The sequence below is a fragment of the Blautia marasmi genome (genome assembly GCF_900258535.1).
GTDB classification, from domain to species: domain Bacteria; phylum Bacillota; class Clostridia; order Lachnospirales; family Lachnospiraceae; genus Blautia; species Blautia hominis.
In genome coordinates, this window is sequence record NZ_OIWX01000001.1 from 1,229,002 (window position 1) to 1,254,817 (window position 25,816).

At 45.5% G+C, this 25,816-nt stretch carries 28 protein-coding genes and 1 pseudogene; 1 reads left to right on the plus strand and 28 read right to left on the minus strand.

Features of this window, described 5'->3' with window-relative positions; translation table 11 throughout:
• Window positions 1-13: 13 nt before the first annotated feature.
• The 16 genes from C6P39_RS05465 to C6P39_RS05540 form a co-directional block, all read right to left on the minus strand.
• Window positions 14-2,170 carry a hypothetical protein gene (locus tag C6P39_RS05465; RefSeq protein ID WP_104803093.1) on the minus strand — a complete coding sequence of 719 codons (2,157 nt, stop codon included), beginning with the start codon at window positions 2,168-2,170 and terminating at the stop codon, window positions 14-16.
• Window positions 2,171-2,185: 15 nt separating this feature from the next.
• Window positions 2,186-3,634, minus strand: coding sequence for a CotH kinase family protein (locus C6P39_RS05470; RefSeq protein WP_104803094.1), 1,449 nt, complete (start codon window positions 3,632-3,634; stop codon window positions 2,186-2,188).
• Between the two features lie 6 nt (window positions 3,635-3,640).
• On the minus strand, window positions 3,641-4,318 hold the full coding sequence (locus C6P39_RS05475; protein ID WP_095175402.1) for a DUF4956 domain-containing protein: 678 nt from the start codon (window positions 4,316-4,318) through the stop codon (window positions 3,641-3,643).
• Between the two features lie 82 nt (window positions 4,319-4,400).
• The gene (locus tag C6P39_RS05480) at window positions 4,401-5,096 is read right to left on the minus strand and encodes a polyphosphate polymerase domain-containing protein (protein ID WP_095175403.1); all 696 of its coding nucleotides are present in this window, start codon (window positions 5,094-5,096) and stop codon (window positions 4,401-4,403) included.
• 6 nt (window positions 5,097-5,102) lie between these two features.
• Window positions 5,103-5,987: a hypothetical protein gene (locus C6P39_RS05485; protein WP_104803095.1), complete on the minus strand. Its 885-nt coding sequence runs from the start codon at window positions 5,985-5,987 to the stop codon at window positions 5,103-5,105.
• 191 nt (window positions 5,988-6,178) lie between these two features.
• Window positions 6,179-7,000, minus strand: coding sequence for a MerR family transcriptional regulator (locus C6P39_RS05490; RefSeq protein ID WP_104803096.1), 822 nt, complete (start codon window positions 6,998-7,000; stop codon window positions 6,179-6,181).
• 84 nt (window positions 7,001-7,084) lie between these two features.
• Window positions 7,085-7,411: a branched-chain amino acid transporter permease gene (locus C6P39_RS05495; protein ID WP_278277954.1), complete on the minus strand. Its 327-nt coding sequence runs from the start codon at window positions 7,409-7,411 to the stop codon at window positions 7,085-7,087.
• Window positions 7,408-8,127 carry an azaleucine resistance protein AzlC gene (gene azlC, locus C6P39_RS05500; RefSeq protein ID WP_095175670.1) on the minus strand — a complete coding sequence of 240 codons (720 nt, stop codon included), beginning with the start codon at window positions 8,125-8,127 and terminating at the stop codon, window positions 7,408-7,410. The genes C6P39_RS05495 and azlC overlap by 4 nt, the downstream gene beginning before the upstream one ends.
• A 171-nt stretch (window positions 8,128-8,298) precedes the next feature.
• Window positions 8,299-8,871, minus strand: coding sequence for a DUF3795 domain-containing protein (locus C6P39_RS05505; protein ID WP_104803097.1), 573 nt, complete (start codon window positions 8,869-8,871; stop codon window positions 8,299-8,301).
• A gap of 39 nt (window positions 8,872-8,910) precedes the next feature.
• On the minus strand, window positions 8,911-9,441 hold the full coding sequence (locus C6P39_RS05510) for a dihydrofolate reductase family protein (RefSeq protein ID WP_104803098.1): 531 nt from the start codon (window positions 9,439-9,441) through the stop codon (window positions 8,911-8,913).
• Window positions 9,442-9,460: 19 nt separating this feature from the next.
• On the minus strand, window positions 9,461-10,189 hold the full coding sequence (locus tag C6P39_RS05515) for a hypothetical protein (protein WP_104803099.1): 729 nt from the start codon (window positions 10,187-10,189) through the stop codon (window positions 9,461-9,463).
• The gene (locus tag C6P39_RS05520; RefSeq protein WP_104803100.1) at window positions 10,176-11,000 is read right to left on the minus strand and encodes an ATP-binding cassette domain-containing protein; all 825 of its coding nucleotides are present in this window, start codon (window positions 10,998-11,000) and stop codon (window positions 10,176-10,178) included. Before C6P39_RS05520 ends, C6P39_RS05515 begins: the two co-directional genes overlap by 14 nt.
• Window positions 11,001-11,009: 9 nt before the next feature.
• A complete protein-coding gene (lepB, locus tag C6P39_RS05525; RefSeq protein WP_158661467.1) occupies window positions 11,010-11,678 on the minus strand; it encodes a signal peptidase I in 669 nt (222 codons plus the stop codon).
• Window positions 11,668-12,177 carry an RNA polymerase sigma factor gene (locus C6P39_RS05530; RefSeq protein WP_095175412.1) on the minus strand — a complete coding sequence of 170 codons (510 nt, stop codon included), beginning with the start codon at window positions 12,175-12,177 and terminating at the stop codon, window positions 11,668-11,670. Before C6P39_RS05530 ends, lepB begins: the two co-directional genes overlap by 11 nt.
• Before the next feature lie 221 nt (window positions 12,178-12,398).
• Window positions 12,399-12,887 carry a helix-turn-helix domain-containing protein gene (locus C6P39_RS05535; RefSeq protein ID WP_104803102.1) on the minus strand — a complete coding sequence of 163 codons (489 nt, stop codon included), beginning with the start codon at window positions 12,885-12,887 and terminating at the stop codon, window positions 12,399-12,401.
• A gap of 108 nt (window positions 12,888-12,995) precedes the next feature.
• A complete protein-coding gene (locus C6P39_RS05540) occupies window positions 12,996-13,442 on the minus strand; it encodes a MarR family winged helix-turn-helix transcriptional regulator (protein ID WP_095175414.1) in 447 nt (148 codons plus the stop codon).
• 154 nt (window positions 13,443-13,596) lie between these two features.
• On the opposite strand from C6P39_RS05540, the gene C6P39_RS05545 reads away from it, so the two are divergent.
• On the plus strand, window positions 13,597-15,342 hold the full coding sequence (locus C6P39_RS05545; protein WP_104805861.1) for an FUSC family protein: 1,746 nt from the start codon (window positions 13,597-13,599) through the stop codon (window positions 15,340-15,342).
• A gap of 20 nt (window positions 15,343-15,362) precedes the next feature.
• Here C6P39_RS05545 and zwf read toward each other — a convergent pair whose 3' ends face one another.
• The 12 genes and pseudogenes from zwf to C6P39_RS05605 all read right to left on the minus strand — a co-directional run bounded on the left by zwf (window position 15,363) and on the right by C6P39_RS05605 (window position 25,749).
• Entirely contained in the window at window positions 15,363-16,760 is a 1,398-nt protein-coding gene (gene zwf, locus C6P39_RS05550) for a glucose-6-phosphate dehydrogenase (RefSeq protein WP_104803103.1), read from the minus strand.
• A complete protein-coding gene (gene gndA / locus C6P39_RS05555) occupies window positions 16,753-18,183 on the minus strand; it encodes an NADP-dependent phosphogluconate dehydrogenase (RefSeq protein WP_104803104.1) in 1,431 nt (476 codons plus the stop codon). Before gndA ends, zwf begins: the two co-directional genes overlap by 8 nt.
• A 66-nt stretch (window positions 18,184-18,249) precedes the next feature.
• Window positions 18,250-19,221 (minus strand): beta-propeller fold lactonase family protein, encoded by a 972-nt coding sequence (locus C6P39_RS05560; RefSeq protein ID WP_104803105.1) that lies wholly within the window; start codon window positions 19,219-19,221, stop codon window positions 18,250-18,252.
• Between the two features lie 25 nt (window positions 19,222-19,246).
• Window positions 19,247-19,945 (minus strand): ribose-5-phosphate isomerase RpiA, encoded by a 699-nt coding sequence (rpiA, locus tag C6P39_RS05565; RefSeq protein WP_104803106.1) that lies wholly within the window; start codon window positions 19,943-19,945, stop codon window positions 19,247-19,249.
• Window positions 19,946-20,188: 243 nt separating this feature from the next.
• On the minus strand, window positions 20,189-20,545 hold the full coding sequence (locus C6P39_RS05570) for a molecular chaperone Hsp90 (protein ID WP_095175420.1): 357 nt from the start codon (window positions 20,543-20,545) through the stop codon (window positions 20,189-20,191).
• 194 nt (window positions 20,546-20,739) lie between these two features.
• Entirely contained in the window at window positions 20,740-21,450 is a 711-nt protein-coding gene (locus tag C6P39_RS05575; RefSeq protein WP_104803107.1) for a class I SAM-dependent methyltransferase, read from the minus strand.
• 109 nt (window positions 21,451-21,559) lie between these two features.
• Window positions 21,560-21,772 (minus strand): UPF0158 family protein, encoded by a 213-nt coding sequence (locus C6P39_RS05580; RefSeq protein ID WP_242986943.1) that lies wholly within the window; start codon window positions 21,770-21,772, stop codon window positions 21,560-21,562.
• Window positions 21,773-21,813: 41 nt separating this feature from the next.
• Window positions 21,814-21,912 (minus strand): annotated as a pseudogene (gene rhuM / locus C6P39_RS28430) (RhuM family protein); the annotation flags it as partial.
• A complete protein-coding gene (locus tag C6P39_RS05590) occupies window positions 21,876-22,133 on the minus strand; it encodes a DUF1016 N-terminal domain-containing protein (protein ID WP_242986945.1) in 258 nt (85 codons plus the stop codon). The pseudogene rhuM and the gene C6P39_RS05590, both read right to left, overlap by 37 nt.
• A 155-nt stretch (window positions 22,134-22,288) precedes the next feature.
• The gene (locus tag C6P39_RS05595) at window positions 22,289-22,912 is read right to left on the minus strand and encodes a helix-turn-helix domain-containing protein (RefSeq protein ID WP_104803108.1); all 624 of its coding nucleotides are present in this window, start codon (window positions 22,910-22,912) and stop codon (window positions 22,289-22,291) included.
• A gap of 283 nt (window positions 22,913-23,195) precedes the next feature.
• A complete protein-coding gene (gene rlmD / locus C6P39_RS05600; RefSeq protein WP_104803109.1) occupies window positions 23,196-24,563 on the minus strand; it encodes a 23S rRNA (uracil(1939)-C(5))-methyltransferase RlmD in 1,368 nt (455 codons plus the stop codon).
• A gap of 235 nt (window positions 24,564-24,798) precedes the next feature.
• Window positions 24,799-25,749: a 3'-5' exoribonuclease YhaM family protein gene (locus C6P39_RS05605; protein WP_095175423.1), complete on the minus strand. Its 951-nt coding sequence runs from the start codon at window positions 25,747-25,749 to the stop codon at window positions 24,799-24,801.
• Between the last annotated feature and the right edge of the window lie 67 nt (window positions 25,750-25,816).

Consider the following 25,816-nt stretch of genomic DNA (forward strand, 5'->3'; position numbering starts at 1 on the left):
CCTTTATGTTTTCCTATTTGTTCCATATTTCCTGCATCATGTAATAAGATTGTTTCAGCCGCTCATGATAGGTTGGATTTTTCCCCCATCCCTTCAGCTCCTTCCATTCCATCCCGATCCTGTCATTTTTCGCAGCATCGGTTCCGATTCCTGCATAAATTCCGTCTATCTGCAGATTCTCGATTCCATAGTTCTCATAATAGTCATCATGCACCTGCATTTGGGAGGGATTGGAAAAGTTCAGCAGATCCCACGGAAGGCGGATTTCAATATCGTCGCCACTGACAATAAAGTCCGATACGGAATTGTATTCCCGGTCATACGGGTTTCCATTGCCATAGGTAAGGCTTCCCGTCTCGAACTTCTCAGACATTCGGTCCCCCTCTTCCGCTGCATTTACATTGCCGATCTGCAGGGCCATATAGATTCTGTCAAACACAGGGCTATCCTTATCCGGTGGATCAAAGAACGGATTTTCCTCCCCGTAATCTTCGCTGTACACTACGTGAAATACATCGTAACGCTTCTGCACCAGCACACGGCTATTCTTCCTGCCGTCCAAAACCAGCAGAAAATCGGCCTGGCGTTCAAATTTCACATCCTCCCCTTCCGCATAATAACTGCCCGTCTTAGGCGTAATATCAAGAGGAATATAAATTTTCTCATTTTCAAGATCCAGGTTATCCTTGTGGACTCTGAAATAGATAAACTTCTCATCATATTTCATGGACAGCGCATAATCTCCATTTTCCGTAAGAACGTCATCCCCGCTCCACTCCCCTATGTCTCCGTCCGTGTAGCAGACGCTCTCTTCCTCCCCGGGGTCAAAAGACATCAGCCCGAAAAACTGCTCATTTGTCTGAAAATCGCTCCAATAGGCAGTCTTGGTCAGATCCACGTTGGCCATGGTATTCCACGTCCGTTTGAACCACTCATCCTGCCAGGAAAAAACAACGCTTCCCGCACACCCGGACTTTTTAATATCCTGATAGCTTGACACCAGGGCATTTCCCTGTTCTTTCTCTGACATATATCCCTGGGAACGGGCAGTATGAAAGTCAAGCTGTGCCCTGCCCCTGGATGTAGGTACCCCGAACTCCGATATAACAACCGGCATAGAATGGTGCCGGTTCAGCATCTCCAGATATATGCCATAAGTGTTATAGCTGCCGTCCTCCTGCAGGTAATCGTCCGCATAAGGGATCTCATCCGTCCAGGAGTCATAATGGCTCAAATAATCAGGATAATAAGAGTATACATGGTATGAGGCAAACTGACCTGAGAGGAATTTGTCCGTGGACGCAATATGCTCCACATCTACTTTTGCACATTTCATAAACAACCGGTTGATCTCTTCCGGATACTCCATGGGGTCTGTTGTCGGCCAGTTGGAAAATGCCACAAGGCGCTGCTGCTTATATTTTTTGCTCTCATACATAATGATCTGGTCTCCCACTTCCGCCAGCATGGCCTCAAATGGTGTGGCCTCCTGGGTGGTATACATGTATTCCCCCCGGTAAGTATTGTTTTCTTTTCGCATATGGTCCGTATATGCCACCGTCACATCTTCCCACTCCACTCCCAGAATATATCCCAATACCCATGGGGAGATATCTTTTGTATAAGAACCGCTGGCATTGGACGTGCTGTATCCAAGATTCACCTTTTTCTTACCGTGGATGATATCAACAAGAGTCCTGCAGTCTGTCTTAAACGTTTTTAGAAAAGAATCATCAAACGCATCCACATGGGAATTCTGTATATAATCATTGACCCATACCCCGTGGATAATATAGAGGGGATCGGGATTGTCCTTATTATATTCATACACTGCCTCATAGAAATCGCTGGAAAGAATGGTGTACACACGGATGGTATTTGCTCCCATCTCCCGGATCATACCAAACCACCTCAGGTACGTTTCCTTGTCAATGGCATATTCTGTGGCAAAATGTCCCGGTATTCCGGCCCCCAGATCCACACCCTTTATTTCAAAAGGCTTTGGACCGTTTCCCTCATTCACCAGGATCTCCTTTCCGCTGACTCCGGTAAATGTACTGACCTGCCTGCCCGGATGAAGATCAATATAGAATCCCCACCGGTAATATGCCGTATCCAGCAGGAAAACCAGAAGGATCAGTGAAACAGCCCCTATCAAAAATTTCTTCAAAATGTGTTTCCTCCACTAGTCATTGAATTTTTTATTCACAGACTCATGACTATAAGAATACAGGTCATCTATGTGTTTATCCAGCCATCCCATGCGGCTCACAAGACGTTTCCGGTATTGTTCCACCGCCTCCTCATAAGAGCCGATCTGCCGTCCTTCCCCTGCCAGCAGATCATTTTGGGATTCAAAAGTATATCCCCATACCCGGAAATTCCGCTCCACCGCACATCCCAGATAGTCCTGCACTTCTTCCATATATGCCTTTACATTATCATCGCTCAATATGCCTTTTCTGAGCTGCCTGTATCTGGTTATTATCTTCTCCGTAAAGTCCTCATCCTTGGTGAGCATAAAAAACCAGGTTCTGTTCTGCATGAAAAATCCTGCCATGGGCTGCTGGTATTCCATATAATTATCACAGCAGTTATTAAAATCCCACACTGACATTTTCAGCTTTCCCGTTATATCTTTGTAAAAGTAAGTGGAATAAATGCCTGCATCAGCATTCTGTGTCACCTCATTGATAATAAAATAATCCACAAAATTGTCTGTATCTATATAATTCCGGTATCCATAACGTTTGGAAGTATAATCGTAGGAATACAGCGACTTCTCAAATTCCGAAAAATCCCGGCTGATATAATCCGTGATCTCCGGTGTCAGTTTCCTGGCCCCCGGATATTTGACCTCCACCTTGCTGGTCATACGCCTTGCATATTCTGTAAAGTTATCCAGGTAGTCCACATCATTAACGCTCTCTCTGTCCACACACACAATATAGCTGGAGATATTAGACCTTCCGTCGTACTCCGTCACCTCTATCCTGCCTTCCTCCACGCTTATCTGTTCTGTCATCACATATACTCCCTGGTAAGCCCCGTTTAGGAACACCTCACAAAAACGTACATCAGGCGCCCACTCCATGATCTGTCCGGAAAGGTTATACCACATGTAATTCCGCATAAGCGTTTTATCCAGAAACGGCCCGTGCAGCACCCAGGTGCTGTCCTGCTCCATCCCCATAACCTCATAGGGCTTATCGCTGCCGTCCGTGTCAGTAAATTTAAACAGATATCCCACCTTATCAAACAGCCTGGAAGAATTCCCCCTGACACGTATCTGTATGTCTGCGTCCACCTGTGGTTCATCTTTCAGTGTATTGAGCTTTCCGTCATTTTCCATGATCTGCATCCTGGCTGAGATAAAGGTATTCTCCACCTGGCTTACCCTCTGGCCTTGTTCCGGCCTTCCCGGTATGGTCTGCCCATCTGTCTCAATACTTACAACCGGCAGATGGGAGGAAAAATCTGAGGCCTCGACAGATAGATTGGTATCCTTCACCTCTGTATTGTAAGACTTATGCTGCTGCACCCTGGCATTTTCCGGCTCCGCAAATTTTGCTATGCTCAGTACGCCGGCCAGTGACAGCAACACTGCCCCCACGTATATCCATTTACTTTTCATGCTCTGTTACCCGCTGATCTCATCATTCTGCGTTACAATGTTCACATATTCAATAGATTCCAGTTCATACAGCATTTCCGCAATGCTCTTTTCTTTTTTATTAGAAATAAGATACGTCTTTCTGGGCATCTCGTATATCAGTTCAATGGATTCCCGGCTTGTATTCTTAACCCTCAGCATGGCTTTTGCTTCAAAATAGTCAAATACTATTGCTTCAATCCTGCGCTCCATATTTCTGGCCCCCCGTATGATGAGGAGAATCCTGTTGTCATTCTTGACTCTGCCAAGCACAAGCAGGACCAAAAAGACAATTCCGCTTCCCACGCAGGCTACCACATAGTCCCCCACACCGCAGCAGATACCCACAATTATAGTCCAGAAAATATAAGTGGTATCCCGGGAATCCTTGATCGCTGTCCGGAATCTTACAATGGACAGCGCACCTACCATACCAAGCGATAATGCAATGTTATTTCCGATGACAGTCATCACTGTTGCGGTCAGGATTGTCAGGGTTATGAGAGATACATTAAACTTTTTGGAATACACCCCGCCTGCGTGGGTGAAATAATAAGACAGGTAAATGACAACTCCCAGAATAACGGCCACCAGTATATTTAAGATGATCTGTTCCGTATTCAGGGAACCTGTCTCCTCAAACATAGAGTAAATGTAATTTTTCATATGGTTCTTATCCTCTCTTTCTGCTCTCCCTGGAGTTTGTGTGTATCATGAAGCGGCATCTGCCAGGGTACGGAATCGTTTTTTAAAATAAATAATGAAGGCTGGTGCTTCTGGAAAGACTGTATTTGCTCACCGAAAGAGGACTTTTCCCCTCCAAGCTTACCATCTTTTTTATATAGCTTAACATAAATCCGCTGTATTTTACTTCCATAACCACCAGATATCTATCCATCACAGGATTCTGATTTAAATCCGGGGCAAAAATCCGGAAATCACTTTCTGTAGCTTTTATATCAAAATCAAAAGTGATACGGGTCTTGTTCTCGCTTGCTATATATGCTTTCCTCTGGTATTCCACAATGGATTTTGGGCGGTAACACATCATATTCATAAGCCCATAACACTCCTTTGCAAAGGAATCCTCATACCCCAGAAGGCATCCGTATCTTCCCTGTGACAACTCTATTGCATGCTCTCTTGTGACCCGCAGAGACCTTTTTTTCTGATTCTCTCCCTGCTTTTGTTTCATCTCCAGCATTGCAAAATCGGACGAGGGGTCATAGGTTCTCAGACGTATCTTTCTGCGGATCTCAAGCCCATCCTCCTTTTCATAAAAATCTCTCTCCTGCATGGTATCAAAATACAGACTGCGCACCGCGTATCCGGTCACACCGTTATGGGGGTCCGGATGCAGCACTTTTTCAAATGTATTATCTAATGTTCTGAACTGGTCATAAGACAACAAATATTTTTTTTCCTGGCGCAATACCTCTCTCATAATCCATTATTCCCTTTCCCTCAGCAATTCCAGCACAGGTTTCAGGTAATGCCAGGAAAATCCCATATTCTCATTTGGGATTTCTTCCCTGAGATGTTTCCAGCTTTTTTTGACCGCCTCAAAACCATCCTGGTAATACGTGTTTTTCGGTTCCAGTTCATGGGTGCCCGGCTTCTGCATTTCCGTGATATGAATGATCCCCTTTTCATATTTTGCCGCCAGCTCCGCTTCTCCTGATATCTGTCCTGCCTCATCTGTTTTGTCATAATTCATAACAGCTACAGCATCACAGCCTGACTGGATCAGCTTTTCCAGCGACTCCTCCATGCCCACTGCGTCGTAAAAATTGGGAATACACAAAATCACCAGCAGATCCTGCTCTTTTGCAGCCCGGTATGCCTTTACAGCGTTCTGTACAAACTGTGCCATGACTGTGACAGGGTCAGTCTCCCACCGCATCAGCAGATAGGGTTCCACATCCCATACGATTCCGCAGAATCCCCCATCCCCTCTTGCCTCTTTATTCCATTTTCCTACGATTTCAACAGTCCGAAGCATGGCTTCCCCGTTCTTCTGCACTGCCCACTTTGAATCTCCGGCCAGGCAGTAAACATCCTGCCCCGCTTTCCTGCGCCGTTTCAGATAATCCTTTATTACGTCAATATCCGTATCCTCCGGTATCTGCTGGTACACCGCCTCGCAGCCAAGTGTTTCCAAAGCCTGCCCTGCCTCCGCCTCCATATCTGGCAGCAGGTATTCCTCTTCCCATGAAAACATACTAGTTTTACATACCCTTTTTGCTGTATCCTCTTTGTTATTTCCACATCCGCCGGTGCAGCAGACCAGCAGACAAAGCAGCAAAAAAAACGCAGCTCTGATCACCCCTGCCATGAAAACCTCCCCTTGATCATCAATAGAATGAACCTTTTTATTATTTTTTACATAAATGATACAATAATTTTATTATAGCATATGGGTAAACTACTGCAAATTAATATATTTTTAAATGACCGGTACTTCCATGCACGGCCTGGAAATCACATGAAAAAAGCCTCTCCTAAGAGAAGCCTTTTCCATCTTATTTACTGTTTCTTCTTTACCGGATAACAAACCTCCGTCACATACTCCTCCGGATCCTGTGTATCCTTTGGTCCCACATGATAAATGTTAAATCCCATTCCATCGAACTCATACCCGTTGTCCGCACACCACTTAGCCACTGCTTCATTCACCTTAGTGATCTTTTCATACTGCCCTTTAAAAGCAGCTCCGGCATACTGGACCTGGGGTGCAGTTTTGAATTTCACATGTTCTGTGTCCTGATAGGTGCCGGTTACCGCCCGCTGCACCTCCACATCCACATTTCCCTCCATATGCTCCCCATCATAAAATACGGCCAGGTCATAAGCAGGGCTGTCATAGCGAATGTTCCTGCCCAATGTCTCCTCCATCATAATATGCCACAGCCTCCCCTCCTCCTCATAGGAAGGGATCACCTGCCGCACACTGGCTACATAACGTTTCGGCAGAATCTTCAGACTTACATCGTATCCCATAATATTACCATCCTTTCTCAGCCACTCCATGGTACTGTCAATCAGATGTTTTCTCCGCCTCAGTATCTGCTCCTGCTCTGCAATTTCATGTCTTTTGATCTCCAGAAAATGCTTCAGTTCCTCCGGGTCTGCATAATTCTCCATGATCTCCCGGATCACGGAGAGACCAAATCCCATGTTCTTCAGCACCTGGATACGCTCTCCGTCCAGAAGCTGGGATTCGTCATAATATCTGTAGCCAGTGAACACATCCACCTTTTCCGGCTTCAGCAGACCGATTTCATCGTAATGCCGCAGCATACGGATACTGATCCTTGACAGTTTTGAAAAATCTCCTATTTTTAACATGTTTTTTTACCTTTCACATATGTGAATGATTCGAGCTCATTTAGAGTATAGGGTGTAACATTATGGGAGAGTCAATACTTTTATTCAAAAAACCGTCTGTACTAAAATCATGTAAAACACCGTGCCCCCTGCTATAGATAACAGCATCTGCCGTTTCCAGAGATGAAGCACCACCACCAGCAGAATAGCCAGAAGTTCGGGTATGCCGTGACTGCCTGTAAAAACACTTACATTCTTCAGGCAGTAAATGACCAGCAGCCCAAAGACAGACGCCGGCAGCACCCTGCCAAGATACTGTATGTACTTGGGAGTCGGTTTTCCCGCGGGAAAAAGCAGAAAGGGCAGAAAGCGTGTGAGCATGGTGCCCAGAACCACCATAGCAATCGTTATGATCTGCTGCGTAAGAGTCATTGGCAGACTTCCCCCCTTTCTTTTTCAATAGGTTTCCGAAGCAGGGTCAGCACTCCTATGATTGCCGCCATGGCAGGGATCATGAAATTCTCCGCCCCAAAGGCCAGCAGGCACAGAAGAGACAAACCCAGTCCCAGCAGGGAACTCACATGGTTCTTTTCTTTGAGCCATTGCTCCATAAAGATAACCACAAACATGGCAGTCATCACAAAGTCAAGCCCTTCTGTATTGAACTTCAGAAGAGAACCAAAGATCCCACCCAATGTGGAACCGGAAAACCAATAAAAATAATTCAGCAGCGTCACGAAAAACATAAACCAGCCTCTGTCTACGTCCTCCGGTATCTTTGCTGTATAGTTGATGGTAAAGCTCTCATCACACATCCCAAAAATCAGGAACCCCTTTTTCCAGCCTGTATTTCTGTATTTATCCAGCATGGAAATGCCGTAAAATAAATGCCGGGCATTTATCATCAGGGTCATGACAAAAGCCTGCAGGGGATTGAACGCGCCCAGCAGCATATTGACCACCACAAATTCTATAGAGCCTGCAAAAATGGTGAGGCTCATGATCATGGGATACCAAAAACTGAATCCGGAGACATTCATGTAAATGCCATAGGTCAGCCCCAAAAACCAAAACCCTGCAAAAATAGGTATGGTATAAGGGAAGGCCGCACAGAATGCCCTGAAGATCCTCTTTTTCTTTCCTTCCATTTTCTTTCCTGCCTTCTTATCTTTTGTCATTCGGCACACAGGCTGGCTGTCCGGGAGGACATTTCTCCTCATTGCGGACGATCTCCTCCTCACCGCTCAGCGGATAACTGCTGCCATTTTCCTTTCTATTCTATCAAAGTCACAGATAAAAGGAAATGGAAAATGAAAAATTTATGGTGTTTTCTGACTCTTCCCGGCCGGCTTTTTTCTTAATTTCAATTCTATCCCATGTGCCCCGGCTGCTGCCTGAAACAGCTTAGAGACAAAAGCTGCCCGCTCTTTTGGCGGCAGGTCCATGATCCCCTCTTTCTCCGCAATCACCTTCATCACGGACCTGATATCCTCTAAATCCAGCAAATTTACTGCCAAACAGTAAAAATTCTTTTTTCTCCCATCATTAAAATGCTCCAGTAGATATCTTAAAATTTCCGCTTTCTCTGCCTGTTCTTCCCCATAAGCCCTGCTGCCTGCCTCTTTAGCCTTCTGCATGTCTTTTCCCCTGCTGCGATGTGTGATAAAACTGTCGTATTCGTCTCTCCCTTCATATCTGCCGCAGGGGTAATCCCCGCACTGCCAGCAGTATTCCACTTTATCGTGCTCCAGACTGCATCTGGCAATGGCACAGGACTGGTTTCCCTCACCACCCCCGCATCCGGGACAATACCCTCCAATCTGCATGGGACACAGCCCGCAGTTCAGCCCGCACAGCGAAAACCGTTTATCTTCCCTGGTAAATCCCTTCATCTCATCCTCCTCATACTGCCCTGATCTCCGTTTTCTTTCCTATTCCCGCCTGTATACCAAATCCGTCATACCGTTATAGCATTTGGCTGAAATAAGTCTCAGTTTTATCTTGGGATTTTCTCCGTCAAACAGCCTTATGCCTTTTCCCAGAATGACAGGTATGACGGTGATCCGGTAATCGTCGATCAAATCTCTTTGGACCATCTGGTTTACGATATCCGCCCCTCCGCAAATCCAGATATCCTTCCCCTCCTGCCCTTTCAGACGTTCCAAAAGAACCTCAGGGGTTTCCTCCGTGAAAGTGATCTCCTTTTTATCCGAGATATCTTTATGGGTTAATACATAGGTCTGCATACCTTCATAGGCCCATCTGTCCGGTGAAAGCTCTGTCACGATCTGATGATAGGTTGTAAATCCCATCAGCACGGTATCTACTGTCCTGATAAACGCAGGATAACTTCCCTCCTCCAGGCCATCCGGATATTCCCCGGTCAGCCAGCTCACATCCCCATCGGGTGCTGCAATAAAACCATCCAGACTTTCCGCAATATATAATACTGTTTTTCTCAAAACTCTCTCCTTTCTGCTGCTAAAATCCTTTTTTCTTCAAACCCGCGATTTTTACTGCTGTCCAAATCATACCAGATAAGAGCAGAATAATAAACGCCGTACTATATTTATTTACAGAAAAATAGGTTTCATCCGCAAATATTGCCATCACATCTGATACAGGGGGAAGTACCCATAAAATCACAGCCAGCACAGGTACTTCTTTTAAAAGAGCCGTCTTTGTCACAGCCGTGACTGCCAGCAGAAAGGTGAAGATAATGGCGGCCTTTCTGTCCTTGTTCAGCCTGGGATGTGAGATCTCTCCCAGGGATGCACCTGAGAATCCGCTCAGGCACATAAGCGTAAAACCGCCGGCCAGGTCTGCAGCACCAAAAGGCCGTTCAAAAAGCTGTCCCTGATTCCACAGATCCATAAGGACCGGAAAGATAACCGCAACGGCACTTATCATCATTCCAAGTAAAAACAGGAACACTGCGTGACTGACATAATATTTTCCGGCACTCTGCACTCTCAGTATCAAGATCTGTTCCGATACCATATCCTCCATATCGCAGGCAGTGACCCCAACCCACACCATGACTAAAAACAAAAATACACAAGATACTGTCAGGCTGTCCATCACTCCCACCGGCTTTGAAGAATAAATACTGTACAATAAGATCATGAGCACGGCAAAAGGCATGACAAACTTGCTGGTGCTGAAATACTGCTGCATCTGATATTTTATCAATCCGTTAAATTCCCGCATCACGCATCCCCCTCAGTTTCCATCCGCACCGGATCATCTCCATTATCATCTGACTGCTCTCATCTTCGGGGATCCTGGCCCTGCAGCCTTCCCCTGTCTGCCGGATATAGTGACTGTATTTCTCCGGCATAGTGGCATTTTTCTGCTTTTCAAACCACAAAATGCACTCTCTTCCGGAGAATGCTGCAGTTATGTCAACCTTTTCCACCTTACCCTCTCCCACTGATAATACCGTGTCCGAAATACTTTCCATCAGATATTGTTCGTGACAGGACATGAGAAGTGTGACATTTTCTGCTCTGAGGGCATTCATTTTCTCAATAAAGACCATCTGGGAATCCATATCCTGGCCGGACAGAGGCTCGTCCAGCAGCAGCACCTGCGGCTTACGCAACAGGGCCTGTATGACACCTATTTTCTGCAAAGTCCCCTTGGACAAGTCCTTCATAGAGGTATTGACCATCTCGGTCAGGAAAAAATCCTCAAACAGGTTTTCGCAACTGTCTTCCAGAACTTTCCGCGGTATCCCGTCTATCTCCCCCATCCTTTTTAAATACTGCCAAGCTGTGAGGCTCATTTTAGGAAAACGTTCCGGTACATAATGAAACAGCAGCCTGTCCCTGTAAACCACTCTTCCGCCGGAAGGCTTGACCAGCCCGGCAATAATCTTTAGCATGGTGCTTTTTCCGCTTCCGTTATGACCGGTAAACGCAATAGACTGCCCCTCATATATGGATAGATTAATTTGGTTTATGATCCGTTTATGATCATATTCTTTTGAAATCTTTTCTAACTGAATGATCTCTTTCATCTGCTCCCCTTAATGGGTGACCATCACTTTTCCGGTGATGTCACGTTCCCTGATCATATGCTCATTATTTTCTGATGCTTTGAGATTATCCTCCAAAACAAAATATTCATCACTGCCAAGTTCTGTCTGCGCCAGACTGCAGTCCTTTGGATAATCCTTGTACTCCCCGTATCGTCTGCCGTCAATGTACACGTCTCCCTGTCTCATCTCCACACATTCCCCGGGCAGGCCTATCACTCTGGTAATATGGTAAATGCCGTCTTTCTCATATACAAGAATATCCCTGCGGCTGGGGACATCTGTTTTGTATGCCCATTTATTTATTATGTAATACTCCCCGTCCCTGACGGTTGGCGCCATACAATCACCTGAGACAATGGCCGGCTGAAACATGCTGGCTGTTATAATGAAGATCAAAACACATAATAATACAACAAGCCCCACCACTCCTGCCCGCCTGCGGCGGATACGCTTTGCCACTTTTTGATACCGCATTCTTTCCTCTGACTCATTGGCCGTGTTGATGTCCTCCCCCTTTATCTTTTCATAGAGCGCTCTGCACTCCCCGCACGCTCTCAAATGCCTGCTGATCAGTTCTTCCGTCTCCTGACTCAGCGCACCATCCCCATAGAGGGGCAGCAGATCCTTTACTGCCGGACAGAAACTATTATCCTTCATCCCCATATCCCTCCATTCTATCACGAATCATGTTCTTCCCCCGGTGATAGATCACCTTTGCGGAATTTTCTTTTATCCCCATCACCTCTGCGATCTCATGAAAAGACATATCGAAAAACAGACGGTAGATCAGCACATCCCTGTACTTTTCTTTCAGTCCCATGATCTCCTGCACAGCATGGGAAAATATCTCCTTCTGCTCTGCCCTTTCCTCCATGGAAGTAAATTCCCTGTCTTTCAGAAAAGCAGGCTCTATTTGCTCAAAGTCTGCTGTGGCAGGATTTTTCTTATAATATCTGCGGCAGACATTTTTTGCAATGGCGCAGATCCAGGTGAGAATGCTGGAATCTCCTCTGTATTTGGGAAGGGAGAGGTATACCTGATAAAAGGTTTCCTGGGTCAGTTCATCTGCAAGGTCCGCATTGGAGTTGGTAAGTTTCAGCATAAAATTGTAGACGTATTGATTGTATTTTTCATACAGTTCCTGAAATTCCTGCATTTTCTCACTCCCCTCTATAGATTAGTAACTGATTTTTCCGAATGGTTACATCTTACCCGCAGAATTTATATGATACTCCGTAATTGTTCAGTACCCTCACAGTTACAGGCAAAAATCCATGCAGAATCGCCTTCAACTACAACAAGCAGGTTCTGCCATTTTGTATGAACTGCCAGACCTGCTTGTTATAATGATTTTACAGCTGTTGTTATCTGTACCCTTTATTGTGAGGCTGAATCATATTTGTTTCTGTGATGAAGGCAAACCATGATAGCGACTGCCGTGGCTGCTGCTAATATAATAAACGGCAGTGTAACTCCCGGAAAGATATTCCATAGAAAATCATTTTCAAAGGAAATACCTCTCAGAAGCACAATAACCGCAATGGCCGCCAGATAAATACCCACACAGCTCAGGACACAGAACTGTTTTTCTTTTCTCTTCCTGCTCTCTCTTGCAAGTTCCTGCTGCTGTTTTTCCAGCATTTCTGTTTTAATAGAAAGCTCATCCAGTTCTGAAGGCTTCAGCAGATGATCGGTAGTCACTTCAAAAATCCCACTCAGCGCCACAAGCTTTTCTAATTCCGGTACAGACTGTCCTGATTCCCATTTTGAGACTGACTGTCTGGAGACATTGAGCTTTTCCGCCAGCTCCTCCTGTGTGAAACCCTTAGCTTTTCTAAGCTGTAATATTTTTTCTGATACATTCATTTATATTTCCTCCTTTTGTTTCCCCAACTATAACAAACATGGTGGTTGCACACCAGCAAGTCTGCCGTATAATTGGGCAACCGGCAGGTGCATACAGGGGAAATGCCTCTATTTCAGCTTTGGAAGTATCTCACTGAGTGTTTTGGCCGCCCCGTTCAACTGCCGCAGTTCTTCCTCTGTGAGCTGTTCCTCCAGCATCTGAATAAAGACTTTGTTTTTCAGATAATACTCATCCAGATAGGCCGATGCCTTTGGGGTGAGCTGAATCCAGACCGTCCTTCTATCTTTTTCATTGCTCACACGCTCCACAAACTCATATTCACTCAGCTTATCGATCAATTTTGTAACCTGCTGCTTGGGCACTTTCAGTTCCCGGGCAATCCTTGTCATGGTCACAGTGCCGCACTGCTTCACCGTCTCCAGACAATAATATGTCTCCAGGCTCATCTCCCGGTTCAGTGTATCCTTAAACGGTTTTACCAACTTAGAATGCCAGTTTGGCATAACCAAAAGTAAATTTTGTACAAACTCTTCCGAAACTTTTACATCCTTCATCTTTTTTCTCCCCGTTGACAAATATATTGAAAGGTGTTATGCTGATAAATTAGTAAACAAAATATGACTATCATATTTATTTAACAATAACAGACTCATTATAAAACATATGGGTTTTAATGCAAAAGAAACAGAAAAGGAGATGCCGTTCTACATGCAAAAAAATAAATGGAGCATACCGGATGTGATAAAGGATAACTTCCGATTCAGTACACTGAGTTTTATTTTTATCATTTTCTATGTGAATGTATTTCAGATCCTCTTCGGCGCCGAAAATTCCATCGTGGGTGTCATCTTTACCATTATGATGTCTGCCTCCATGGTACGCGATCTGACTGCCACACCTTTTCGGCATCTTTGCATTCAGGCCATGGTTCTGATCTGGATGGCACTTGCTGCATTCTGGGTCAGCACACTTCCCGCCCCTCTGTCCTTTGTCATTAATTTTATCACATTATCGGTGATTTTGTATGCATTTACATATGAATATTCCAGTCACATATATTTTCCATATATCTTGTCATATTTATTTCTTGTATTTATTTCACCTGTAAACGCACAGCAGCTCCCCAAAAGAATGCTGGGTATGGCGGCAGGTGCCGTATCCATTATGCTTTATCAATGGATAATGGGAAGAAAAAGAGTGGTGGAAACTGCCAGAGATGTACTGACTGAAATGATTGATGATATATGTCTTCTTATCTCCCATCGGATGGATGAGACAGCGGAGGAGCCGAATCCCCCGGACATACACCGGAAACTCTGCCGGCTTGGCAGAACGGTATATGAGCGCAGAAAAAAAGTACTGTGTATTTCAGATGCAAGTTTCTCCATGGTGGCCGCAGGACGTGGACTGGAACATCTGCTGCTGCTGGTCCATGAACTGCCTGATAAACTTTCTGAACAGGAAACTGCCCTTCTTGCAAAAACTTCTGACTATCTGGCCTCTTTCCGCTCTTTCCTCCATATGGAAATCGCGGAACTTCCGCCTATTGCTTTACCTGACTTTCCCGCTGTTCAAAGCGAAAAAACAGCCCGTCTGTTTTATAATACACTGTTGTATACCCAGGACAGACTTCTGCACATGACTGACCCCCAGAACAAGACCCATTACAGGAAAACAGCCATCTCCTTAAAGGTGCGTATTCAGGCAGCGCTTGATCTAAGCCCTGTGAGAGCCATCTATGCGTTTCGTACCGCACTGCTCTTATCCTGCGCCACCCTGCTTGTGCAGTTTCTCGGTCTTCCCCATGGGAGATGGCTGCTCTTCACCCTGGCATCCGTCTCTCTGCCCTATGCGGACGATGTGCCTTCAAAAATGAAAAAACGTATCGCCGCAACCATAGCCGGCGGGATCTTATCTGTTGTGATCTACTCACTGATCCCGTCTCCGGCGGGACGGACGGCTGCCATGATGCTTTCCGGATACCTTTCCTTTTACTTTACGGATTACAGGGAGACTTTTACTTGTTCCACCATAGGTGCGCTGGGAGGAGCTGTCTTTATGAACCGTTTCGGTTTCCAGGCTGTGGGCAGTATGTTCCTGATCAGACTTGGCTATATTTTTGTGGGGGCTGCAGCCGCTTATCTGGCAAACTGCGTGATTTTCCCTTACAACCGTGCCAAAGCCACAAGACAGCTCTGGAAAAAATATAGATCCGTCACAGAGCTCCTTGACAGGATCTGCCTCTCCGATTCCATGGACACCCAGCTTTATTATCATCTGGTCATACAAGCTTATCTGCTGGAGGAAAAACTTTCCCAAAACGCGGATTTGGATGCCTGGGAAGAGTTCCCCGCACTTCTGACCACATATCAGGAAAAAATACGGAAAGCCCACCGAAAACTCATAGCGGGACGGGCAAATGCCCCTGTGTTTGAAGGCGGACATTTAAAATAGTCCGCCTTTACACATAATCTTCAATCCAGCCAGTGGTCCCCTGCTTTTTCCAGCATCTTTTCTGCGGCATAGGGACCATAGCTCCCCGGTTCATACGCATAGACCGGAAGCTTCCTGTCATGATATCTCTTGCGGATCTCGTCTACATATTTCCAACTGGCCTCAATCTGGTCCCACTGGGAGAACCAGAACCGTTCTCCTCTGACGCAGGCTCCCAAAAGCCGCTCATATGCCTCCGGTGTGTTCATCTGGTTAATAAAAGAACAGCTCTGGCAGAAGTCCATTTTTGCCTGGGCAATCTCATCTTCCTCACCCGGTCTTTTAATATTAAACTGCAGATAGACCCCTTCTGTGGGCTGTATCTTAATATTCAATATATTGGACTGCACATGAGGGGCTGCAGGTTTAAATACCACAAGTACCTGCATTTCACGGTGACCCAGCTTTTTCCCTGTCCGGATATAAAAAGGCATACCTTTCCACCTGTCATTGTCAAGGAAAACCTTCATGGCTGCATAACTTTCCGTCAGGGAATCCTCCGCCACTGCTTTTTCTTCCCTGTAGCCTCTATACTGTCCCAGGACGAGGCTGTCCTCAATATCCTCAGGCGTATGCAGGGAAGACAGGACACGGATCTGTTCCCTGTGCATCTCTTCACCAGCAAGCATCAGATCCCCCGGCTGTTCCATCGCCACTATGGAAAGGATCTGAAACAGATGGTTCTGCACCATATCTTTCATGGCCCCGCTGTGGTCATAATATCCGCCTCTTGTCTCCACCCCAACCTCCTCCAGGGCTGATATCTGTATACACTCAATGTGTTCCGCATCCCAGACCCCCGAAAAAATAGGATTGGCAAACCGTATGGTCTGTATATTCCGCACCATTTCCTTCCCCAGGTAGTGGTCGATCCGGTAAATGTTATCCGGTTGGAAAAAGCTTTCCATCTTCTCATTCAGCTCTTTTGCCGCTGTCAGATTTTCACCAAAAGGCTTCTCCAGAACCACTTTTCCATGGCAGGCATGTTCCACATGGGCCAGTCCTGTCACAATGGAAGAAAAAAATCTGGGGGCAACCGCAAAATAGAATATATGGCTTTCTGCCTCCATCTCTTCGTAAAACTCGTTGAGCTGTGTATAGGCTTTTTCATCCGTAAAATCCATCTTATAGTAGAAAATGCCTGCTGCCAGCCTGTCATAATCTTTTTCCCTGTACGGCAGCCGGGCAAATTTTTCCACCCAGTCCCTGGCGATGACCCGGTACTGCTCACTGGTATAATCTCTTCTGCCGATGATGATCACCTGTCCCACAGATTCCCTTTTGCTCGTCACGGACATATTGTAGAGCGCCGGAAGCAGTTTCCGGAAAGTCAGGTCACCGGTGCCTCCGAATATGGTAAATGTGAGTTTTTTATTCATATCCCTGCCCCCATTCATGATGGAAGGTGCCCTGCCTGTCAACCCGCTCATAGGTGTGGGCACCAAAACAATCCCTCTGTGCCTGAATCAGATTGGCCCCCACGGGCATTCCTCTGAAGGCATCCAGATAGGCTGCGGCCTGGCTCATGGCTGGCATGGGAATCCCTGACAAAATGCCGCAGGATAAGATGCTGCGCAGGCTCTCCTGGTTTTTATTGATCTTGTCCAGGAAAAATCCGTCCAGGATCAGGTTGGTCAGTTTGGGATTCTTCTCAAATGCTCTGGTGATGTCGTTGAGAAACTCTGCCTGAATAATACAGCCGGCCCGGAATATGGCTGCGATCCTGCCAAAGTCAAGATCCCATCCATATTCAGTGGAGGCATGGGACAACAGGTCAAATCCCTGGGCGTAAGCTACGATCTTCGCCGCGTAAAGACCTTCCCTCACAAGGTCTGCAAAGGTCTCTTTCTGCACAGGTGTTTTCCGTGTCCCCTCCATGGTTTTTGGTCCCTTTATGACTTTTTTCGCTGCTGTGCGCTCCTCCAGGCGGTTTGACATGATCCTGGCATTGCAGGCAGCCGTTATCATGGAAACATTTACCCCCTGTTTCAGGGATTCCAGACTTGTCCACCTTCCGGTGCCTTTCTGCCCTGCACTGTCCACAATATGATCCACCAGCCTGCCCTCTTCAAAATCATCCGCCTCACTGAAGATCCCGGCCGTTATGCCGATGAGAAAACTTTTCAGTTCACCCTGATTCCATTTGGAAAACTCATCAGCCAGTTCCTCATTGGTAAATCCACCCGCGTATTTTAACAGTAGGTAAGACTCTGCGATGAGCTGCATGTCCGCGTACTCAATCCCGTTGTGCACCATTTTCACATAATGTCCCGCCCCGTCAGGTCCCATGTATGCACAGCACGGCTCTCCCTGTGCCTTTGCTGCGATCGCCTCCAGTATAGGTGCCACAGCCTTATAGGCCTGTTCATTTCCACCCGGCATAATGGACGGGCCGAACCGCGCTCCTTTTTCTCCGCCGGAAACTCCCACGCCAAAGTAATGAATCCCTTTTTGTGCAAGCGCCTCTGTGCGCCTTCTGGTATCTTCAAAGAAAGAATTTCCCCCGTCAATAAGAATATCCCCCTCATCCAGAAGCGGTTCCAGTTGGGCGATCACTGCATCTATCGGATTTCCGGCTTTCACCATCATCATGAATTTTCTGGGGTGTTCCTGGGATTCCACCAATTCCTCCAAGGTATAAAATGGTATGAGATTTTTATGAGGATGCTCTCTCATGACCGTGTCTGTCACCTCTTTGCTCCTGTTGTACCCTCCTACTTTAAACCCATGGTCTGCCATATTTAATGCCAGACTTCTGCCCATCACTGCCAGGCCTATGATCCCTATATCTGTTTTCTGCATGATCTGCCTCCTTTTTCATTCATTTCCGCGCCACTCCCGGCGAAATACCGGGTCATCTGCCGGAAGTTACACCAGTATCACAGATACTCCCTGGGGAATATTTGTCTGTCCTGTTATCTTCACGATCTTTCCGCTGTTAAGGTCCCTTTTCATACTGACAAGCCCGCCCCGGCTCCTGTTTACGGTCAACACAAATTGCCCGTCACTGCTGAGTATAAAGTCCCGGGGATGTTCCCCCTGGCTGGACACACGCTCCACCGGTTTTAAATGTTCTCCCTCCGCTGCCAATACTGCGATCTGGTCTGCTCCCCGCAGGGAAATGTACAGAAAGCGTTCGTCACCGGATAAACGGACAGCCGCGGCTGCCCCTTCCTCCCTCTGCAGAAGCGGAAATGTCTCCTTGAGCTGAAACTTGTCTTCTTTTACTGCAAAGTAATAAACTTCATTGCTCCACTCGCTGACAACCCAGAATTTACTGTGGGCCCGGTTAAATATTCCATGCCTGGGGCCACTGTTTTCCGGAAAAAGCAGTTCCCCGGTTTTTTCAAAATTCCGGGTTCTGTCAAAACACAGAATACGATCCAGCGTCAGGCAGGGAACCAGCATAAGCGGACCGTGAAACAGGATCTGGTGGCAGCCTGCCCCGGGCGCTGTGACGATCTTTTTCACAGGGCAGAGCGCTTCCCTCTGTCCCGGCCTTTTCTCATATATCATGACCAGGCCTTCGTGATAGTTGGCGGTATATACATACGTCTCATCCTGAAGGATATAGCAGGGCGTATGTTTTTCCGTCAGAACTTCTCCCAGAAATTCAGCCTTTCCGTCCGATATATCTAAAAGGCAGGTGCCGGCCCATGCATGTTTTTCCACAGGTACTGCCATGATATTTTTATACAGGGATATCCATTTTGCATCTTTTGCTTCATAGAATAACTCCGGTTTTCCTAAAGTCCCGCTGACTGTGTCAAATGTAAACCGGTATACGCCCTTACTGTTTTCAGATGCATATGTGCCGATAAATCCATTTATTTTTCCCATGACCTGCGCCTCCTGACCGTTTTTCTTACTCTATCACTCTATGCGGGTTTTCCATGACTTTGCCCCCGGAAGAAGTGCCTGCCACAATACGGCTGCACATCTGTCCAAAATACCCGGTCTCCACAACCCCCGGCATTTTACGGATCCTCTCCGCTGCTGCAGGAATATCCGCATCCTGTGCAAACTGTATATCCAGAATATGGTTCCCGCTGTCTGTCAGATAGGGTGACCCGTTCCTCACGCGCAGGACAGGGACTTCCCCCATCTCCCTGATCCTAAGCTTTACAAACGGCATACCGAAAGGTACTGTCTCAACAGGGAAGGGAAAGGTTCCCAGGTGTTCTACCAGTTTGCTCTCATCCATGATCCAGATCACATCATCTGCCCGGGATGCAATGATCTTTTCCCTCAAAAGCGCACCGCCGCCGCCTTTGACTGCTCTGAAATCCCTGTCTATTTCATCCACACCGTCAATCGCCAGGTGAATCTTCCCTGCCTGCTTGGGTCCAAGAAGTGGTATTCCCAGTGATGCTGCCAGTTGTTCCGATTCCCTTGATGTGGCGATTCCGTAAAAATGAAGTCCCTGTGCATATTTTTTCCCTGCTTCCCGGATCAGATAATGGGCAGTGGTACCGGAACCAAGTCCGATTGTCATGCCTTCTTTGATGTAATTTGCTGCGGTTTGGGCTGCCTGTTGTTTTTGCTGCTCTTTTTTCCTGTTCATTTTCCCACCCCTTTTTGTTATTCCCCAAATGGATGAATCTCACTCTTTTGCTTTTACATGGGAGATTACTATGTTGTATTAATGTAATTATAATTGTTACAGTTTTGTTTGTCAATGTATTTCGGGAATAAAATAAACAGAGCACCAATCATCTCTGACGGGTGCTCTGTAAAACGTTCTGGCTGTCAATTTCGTTTTGGCAACGACAGAAAGCACGCTCTGCGGGCTTTCTATTGTCAAGAATTAAATAAGGCAGTCTTTCTTTTCGAGAATCGCTTCTGCGGCTGCACATGCCGGGCAGTCACAGTATTTTGCTCCGGCTGCCTTGATCTCCTTTGCGTGTGCTGCAACATTTTTCGCAACATCAGCTCCGAAAACCTGTGCACCGGCATCCGATTCTGCAAAAGCGATCAAACCGTCAATGGGCATAATATCCGCTTCCAGCTCAGCTATGTATTTTTTGGTTTCTTCTGCCTCATTTTCCGTCCCAACAGCATCCAGCCAAGCCTGAGCTGCTGTTTTTGCCTCACTGCTGCATGATGCCGCATTCATTAAATCATGCGTTTTCTCAACTACAAAATCTAATACTTCTTTTTCCATAATTGACATACCTTCTTTCTTTTGGAATATCTATATTTTACCATAAAGGGGATGTAATTAGAAGATATGGGGGATATTTAATTTTTATTTTATACTCTGCCGCACGGGTGCAAAAAACAACAGCCTGTTACATTTTCCATATCCGGAACTTTTTACCGCCTATGGTTTGTAGAAAGCTGCTTTTTGAGAGAAGATCAAGCTTTGCGCTTCAAAAAATATTGCACCATGGAGACAGCATCTATCTTTTCTTTCTTTTCTATTTCAAAGAAATCAAGGAGAATTACTTCAAATTCCTCCGTGGACATGTCAAATTTATCAGGCCTGCCCATAGAGGTCTCAACCAAATTCATAAAATGGCGCATTTTTCCTGCATGATCAGGAATATCCAGAACAAATTTACTATAAGGCTTCAGTATCCTATGGATTTCTATAAGAACTTCCCTGACAAATGCTTTTTCATAATATTCCAGAACACCTATACAAGCCCCTATATGGAAATAATTGTCCTCAAAAGGTGTCTCATGTATACTTCCGCAGTGCAGCATACCTACACGGAGTCTCTTCTTTTCGGAAAACTCCCTGAGAAGCTTTATTGTTTCGGTACTTATATCAACCCCATAATAGGTGGATGGCCATTGATCATACCCATTAAACATTAGATTCAGACAACACCCTAAATCAACGAATCTTGCATTTACTGCTGGTGACAGAAACGCTTTGATTTCTATACGCCCGCTGTCTGAATCTAAACCGTTTTCTCTTGCTGTTTGAAAATTAATGTAATCCGGATCCTTCATTAGATATTCCGGTAAATTATTGTATGAATCGATACCGTTTCTTCCTAATTCAATTGCTCTGTCATAGGACTGCGCTATTGCTTTTAAATGACTGTTTATGTTTTTCATCTCCTTCGGTGGCTGTTGATTCCGGGGGCGAACTCTAATTCTGTTACCCGGATGTGCTTATCCTATAAAGAAAGTGTTTCAATGTCTGATTTTTCCACAAACCTAATCTTCACATACTCCCCTCCGCATACTCTAACCCATGCTCCCGGCACCACTGGATCGCCAGTTTCCTGTAACATTCTGTCTGAAAATCATACCACTGCTGTGATATTCCCATTCTATCTACCTTATCCTTAAATCTCCTGAATGCTCCCCGCCCCCGTATGGCACATTCCAGTTTATCCGCCTTTTCACCTTTTAAAGTCCAGATAAATTCTTCCATTATATGGTATTTGTGAATTTCAAAACGATGCCAATAGCATCTGCACGGATGTCCCTAATCCGTTCAAGTAATTCTTTAAAGTAACTACCGCCACCCAAATTTTTCAACCGTTCATTATCCAACGCAAAACCTTTTCGCATATTGCTTGTTCGCCTAAAGGTTCCAATAAAGCGTCTTTAAAGTTCGTTGCCTTTTTAACCAGAGCCTGCCTTTCATGCAGCTTACTTTCAATTTGATGCACTAAAACAGTACTTGACCACCCATTTTCCATACATTGTTGTGCATACCATAAATATTCCTCCAAATTTTCAGTTTTATCTATCAATCTGGTAATTGCTCTCCAACTTAATTTTGCACCCACCTGTTACAAAATTTCTTCTGTAGGTATCCGAATGGCAAACTGCTTCATTTTCCTCCATTATTACTCACAGTAAATCTCTTCTTTTTTTGACAATATAGGACTACCTCTTGTTTAAAGATAGTATACAAAATTTCCCTGGCATAAGTTTCACTAAATTACTCAAAAAGTTGTAATAACTTTTTCTCTGGATTTTCTGTTATAAAATCTTCCATAAACTGTGGTAAATATTGTTCGCAAATATCTGACCTTACAATTGCATTTCCACCATATATCAAAAAAACAACAGCATCTAATTGACTATTAATAATCATTGGTTTTCCTATCACTTGTTGACAAGATTCTATAGCAGCCTTTGGTATTACTGGTCTAATTCTCCGGATTTCCAATTTACATTCATCATCTGCCCAACCCACCCATTGAGTTTGTCCTCCAATATATTCATCTTTCAATTCGATCCAGTAATATTCAGCTCCTTCTGTGATTTCATAATTATTCATGCATCTGAGATATTGACTGTATAATTCGTTATAACCTGTTTCTCCCCTTAATTTGTGTTCGCGTTCCTTCATTTGTTCTTTATATCCCTTTAATCCAAGCAAATAATCTACAGAAACATCAAAGAAAGTTGCAAGCTTTACTAAAGCATAAGTATCTGGTCTATATCCACGTTCATAACGTTGCACAGATTTTACAGTAATGCCTAAGTGCTTTGCAAGCTTCTCTTGACTTAACCCTGCTGCCACTCTTAACTCCTTAATCTTATTAGCAAACAAATCCATGTTCTACCTCCTTTTTATACCCTGATTATATAGTATTAAAATAACAATTAGTAGAGACACTTCTGTCCTTAGAATAAATCTATATGTTTGCTTATAATAGTTTTGGATTTCATTCAACCTTGATTTTCCACACTCAACACTATATTAAACAACAATATTCATCCACTCTTTTGCCAAAACGTTAATTTTTCTTACCCCACCCCAGTAACCGGAAACTTATATCATTTAAATCAGCAAAAAAGCACACCTATATATCCAGCTCAAATCCCCGAAACCCTTTGATTTACTGGGCTTTTCTCGTCAGCAGCGCAACCGTCTCAACATGCACCCCAGCCGGAAACATGTCACAAACTGCCACCCTCTCCAACGCATACCCCTCACCGCACAAAATCTTCAAATCCCTTGCCAGTGTAGAGGAATCGCAGCTCACATACACAATCCTCTCGGGTTTCATGTCCAGCATAGTTGACAGCAGTTCCTCATCGCACCCTTTTCTGGGCGGGTCAACCACAATCACATCGGCACAGATGCCTTCTTCCTTGTATTTCTTTGGCAGGACCTCCTCCGCCTTGCCCACATAAAACGCCGCATTCTCTATCCCATTCAGCTCTGCATTCTTCTTGGCATCCTCTATTGCAGCAGGTACTATCTCAACACCATACACCTGCTTTGCCCTCTGCGCCAAAAACAAAGAGATGGTTCCAATACCGCAGTACAGATCCCAGACTGTCTCGTTCCCCGTAAGACCTGCATATTCCAGTGCCGTCTCATACAGTTTCACTGTCTGCACGGGATTGACCTGGTAAAAAGAAAGGGGGGAGATCTGATATTTTACATTACCGATATAATCCGTGATATATTCCTGCCCCCACAGCGGAATGATCTTGTCCCCTAAAATCACATTGCTCCGCTTTTTATTCACATTTGCCGTAATACTTGTCATTCCCTGAACCTTTGTAAGCTTTTCGATCAACCTCTCCTTTTTCGGAAGGCGCTCCCCATTGATGATCAGACATACCATAATTTCTTTTGTAGTAAAACCATAACGGATCAGCGCATGACGGACAAGGCCTTTCCCTGTCTCCTCATTGTACGGCTCCACGTGGTTCTCTTCCATGTATGCAATGATAAGATTCAGTATCTCCTCATTTTCTTTTACCCCCAGATAACAATTCCTGTTTGGGATAATGGCATGGGTCCTGCCGGCATAAAACCCTGTGACGATCTTGCCGTCCTTATCTTTCCCAAAGGGAAACTGCGCCTTATTTCTGTAACGCCACGGCTCCTCCATACCCATTACCTTTTCAATGGCAAAATCCTGAAATCCCCCGATATGGCGCAAATTTCCATCCACCTTGTTTTTCTTGAACTCCAGCTGTTTTTCATAGCTGAGAAACTGAAGCTGGCATCCGCCGCATGCCCTGGCCTTTGGACATTTGGGTTCAGTCCGGTCAGGGGACGGGACAAGTACATTTATGAGACGGGCAAATCCATAATTCTTTTTTGTCTTCATGATCTTTGCTTCCACTTCATCCCCGATTACCGCGTCTTTAATAAAAAGCGTATACCCGTCCGCTTTACCGATTCCGGAACCGTCATGGCTCATATCTTCTATTTTTACTGTGACAATATCATTCTTCTTAAATTCCATCTCTGCTTCCTTCCATCCGGATAAATTCCACTGCCTGTATCAGAGCGTGTCTGAATCTTTGTTCCGACATAGTGTCACGCACCTCTTGCCAAAAACAATTTTCAAACCCACTCCGGCCCAAAAAGGGAGTGGCTTCTGCCTAATGGCATTCTGCCGCTCCCCTTATAATGATTGCCGGGCAGATAATTACACTCTGCCCGGCTGCCTAGCCAGGTCAAAAAATATTCTCTTCCCCTTACTCTTCACATCCGGTCTTTCTCAAATTTGACTCAAACAGCCGATTATAACCCAGCCATTCCTTACTATCTCCTGCTGCGCGGAAGATTTCCGTCAGCGTCTCCATCTTGGCATCCGTATTGTCCGCAAGATTCAGTGCCATTGCCTCTGCAAGGGCAGGTTTCTTGGGTGACCCGTATTCCAGTTCACCGTGGTGGGCCAGTATACAATGCTTCAGCTCACTCTCCAGCCTCTCCGGAAATCCCGGGATTTCGCGGGCCTTATCATGGATCATTTCCGCCCCGATCATAATATGTCCCAAAAGCTGTCCGTCATCCGTATAATCGTTCATGGGAAACGGGCTGAGTTCTTTTGTCTTGCCGATATCATGGAGCATTGCCGCTGCAATCAGCAGGTCCTCATTCAGAATCGGATATGTACTGCAGTAATAACTGCAAAGTTTCACTACACTCAGCGTGTGCTCCAAAAGCCCACCGATAAATCCATGATGCACGGTCTTGGCAGCGGAATTGCCCTTGAACGCCTTGATAAACGCCTCATCCTCCGCAAAAAAGCTGTGCAGGAGACGGGAAAGATAGATATTCTTCACTTGGCTTACAAAATTCAGGAGTTCCCCATACATGGCGTCCACGCTTTTGTCGCTGACCGGAAGATAATTTCCCGGTTCATACTCTCCCTCCGATGCCTTGCGGGCGCGCTTGATGCTCACCTGCAGAGCGCCCTGGAAGCTGGTGACATCACCCACAACATCCACATAGTCCAGTGTACCGAAATCATCAATCCCAAGAGAATTGGGATCCCATATCTTGGCGTCAATGGTGCCTGTCTTGTCCTGTAAAATCACGTTTTCGTAGGGTTTTCCGTTTTTTGTGACTGCCGGCTGCTTATGTTTGCACAGATAGATCCCCGCTAACTTTTCGCCTTCGTGCAGTTCATTGATAAATCTCATATTTCAACCACCGGCGCGGTAAAATGCGCTCCGCCGCCGGTTCTGTGTGTCTGTTTCACACAGAATC

Excerpts from the sequence above, each read along its gene's own strand:
- C6P39_RS05570 (WP_095175420.1), bottom strand. The coding sequence starts at position 20,545 with ATGGAAAAAGAAGTATTAGATTTTGTAGTTGAGAAAACGCATGATTTA.
- C6P39_RS05540 (WP_095175414.1), bottom strand. The coding sequence starts at position 13,442 with ATGAAGGATGTAAAAGTTTCGGAAGAGTTTGTACAAAATTTACTTTTG.
- C6P39_RS05530 (WP_095175412.1), bottom strand. The coding sequence starts at position 12,177 with ATGCAGGAATTTCAGGAACTGTATGAAAAATACAATCAATACGTCTAC.
- C6P39_RS05485 (WP_104803095.1), bottom strand. The coding sequence starts at position 5,987 with ATGGCAGGGGTGATCAGAGCTGCGTTTTTTTTGCTGCTTTGTCTGCTG.
- lepB (WP_158661467.1), bottom strand. The coding sequence starts at position 11,678 with ATGAAGGATAATAGTTTCTGTCCGGCAGTAAAGGATCTGCTGCCCCTC.
- rpiA (WP_104803106.1), bottom strand. The coding sequence starts at position 19,945 with ATGAACAGGAAAAAAGAGCAGCAAAAACAACAGGCAGCCCAAACCGCA.
- C6P39_RS05490 (WP_104803096.1), bottom strand. The coding sequence starts at position 7,000 with ATGTTAAAAATAGGAGATTTTTCAAAACTGTCAAGGATCAGTATCCGT.
- C6P39_RS05515 (WP_104803099.1), bottom strand. The coding sequence starts at position 10,189 with ATGCGGGAATTTAACGGATTGATAAAATATCAGATGCAGCAGTATTTC.
- gndA (WP_104803104.1), bottom strand. The coding sequence starts at position 18,183 with ATGCAGAAAACAGATATAGGGATCATAGGCCTGGCAGTGATGGGCAGA.
- C6P39_RS05480 (WP_095175403.1), bottom strand. The coding sequence starts at position 5,096 with ATGAGAGAGGTATTGCGCCAGGAAAAAAAATATTTGTTGTCTTATGAC.
- C6P39_RS05475 (WP_095175402.1), bottom strand. The coding sequence starts at position 4,318 with ATGAAAAATTACATTTACTCTATGTTTGAGGAGACAGGTTCCCTGAAT.
- C6P39_RS05560 (WP_104803105.1), bottom strand. The coding sequence starts at position 19,221 with ATGGGAAAAATAAATGGATTTATCGGCACATATGCATCTGAAAACAGT.
- zwf (WP_104803103.1), bottom strand. The coding sequence starts at position 16,760 with ATGAATAAAAAACTCACATTTACCATATTCGGAGGCACCGGTGACCTG.
- C6P39_RS05580 (WP_242986943.1), bottom strand. The coding sequence starts at position 21,772 with ATGGAAGAATTTATCTGGACTTTAAAAGGTGAAAAGGCGGATAAACTG.
- rlmD (WP_104803109.1), bottom strand. The coding sequence starts at position 24,563 with ATGGAATTTAAGAAGAATGATATTGTCACAGTAAAAATAGAAGATATG.
- C6P39_RS05595 (WP_104803108.1), bottom strand. The coding sequence starts at position 22,912 with ATGGATTTGTTTGCTAATAAGATTAAGGAGTTAAGAGTGGCAGCAGGG.
- C6P39_RS05520 (WP_104803100.1), bottom strand. The coding sequence starts at position 11,000 with ATGAAAGAGATCATTCAGTTAGAAAAGATTTCAAAAGAATATGATCAT.
- C6P39_RS05535 (WP_104803102.1), bottom strand. The coding sequence starts at position 12,887 with ATGAATGTATCAGAAAAAATATTACAGCTTAGAAAAGCTAAGGGTTTC.
- C6P39_RS05495 (WP_278277954.1), bottom strand. The coding sequence starts at position 7,411 with ATGACTCTTACGCAGCAGATCATAACGATTGCTATGGTGGTTCTGGGC.
- C6P39_RS05575 (WP_104803107.1), bottom strand. The coding sequence starts at position 21,450 with ATGAAAAACATAAACAGTCATTTAAAAGCAATAGCGCAGTCCTATGAC.
- C6P39_RS05545 (WP_104805861.1), top strand. The coding sequence starts at position 13,597 with ATGCAAAAAAATAAATGGAGCATACCGGATGTGATAAAGGATAACTTC.
- azlC (WP_095175670.1), bottom strand. The coding sequence starts at position 8,127 with ATGGAAGGAAAGAAAAAGAGGATCTTCAGGGCATTCTGTGCGGCCTTC.
- C6P39_RS05505 (WP_104803097.1), bottom strand. The coding sequence starts at position 8,871 with ATGAAGGGATTTACCAGGGAAGATAAACGGTTTTCGCTGTGCGGGCTG.
- C6P39_RS05605 (WP_095175423.1), bottom strand. The coding sequence starts at position 25,749 with ATGAGATTTATCAATGAACTGCACGAAGGCGAAAAGTTAGCGGGGATC.
- C6P39_RS05470 (WP_104803094.1), bottom strand. The coding sequence starts at position 3,634 with ATGAAAAGTAAATGGATATACGTGGGGGCAGTGTTGCTGTCACTGGCC.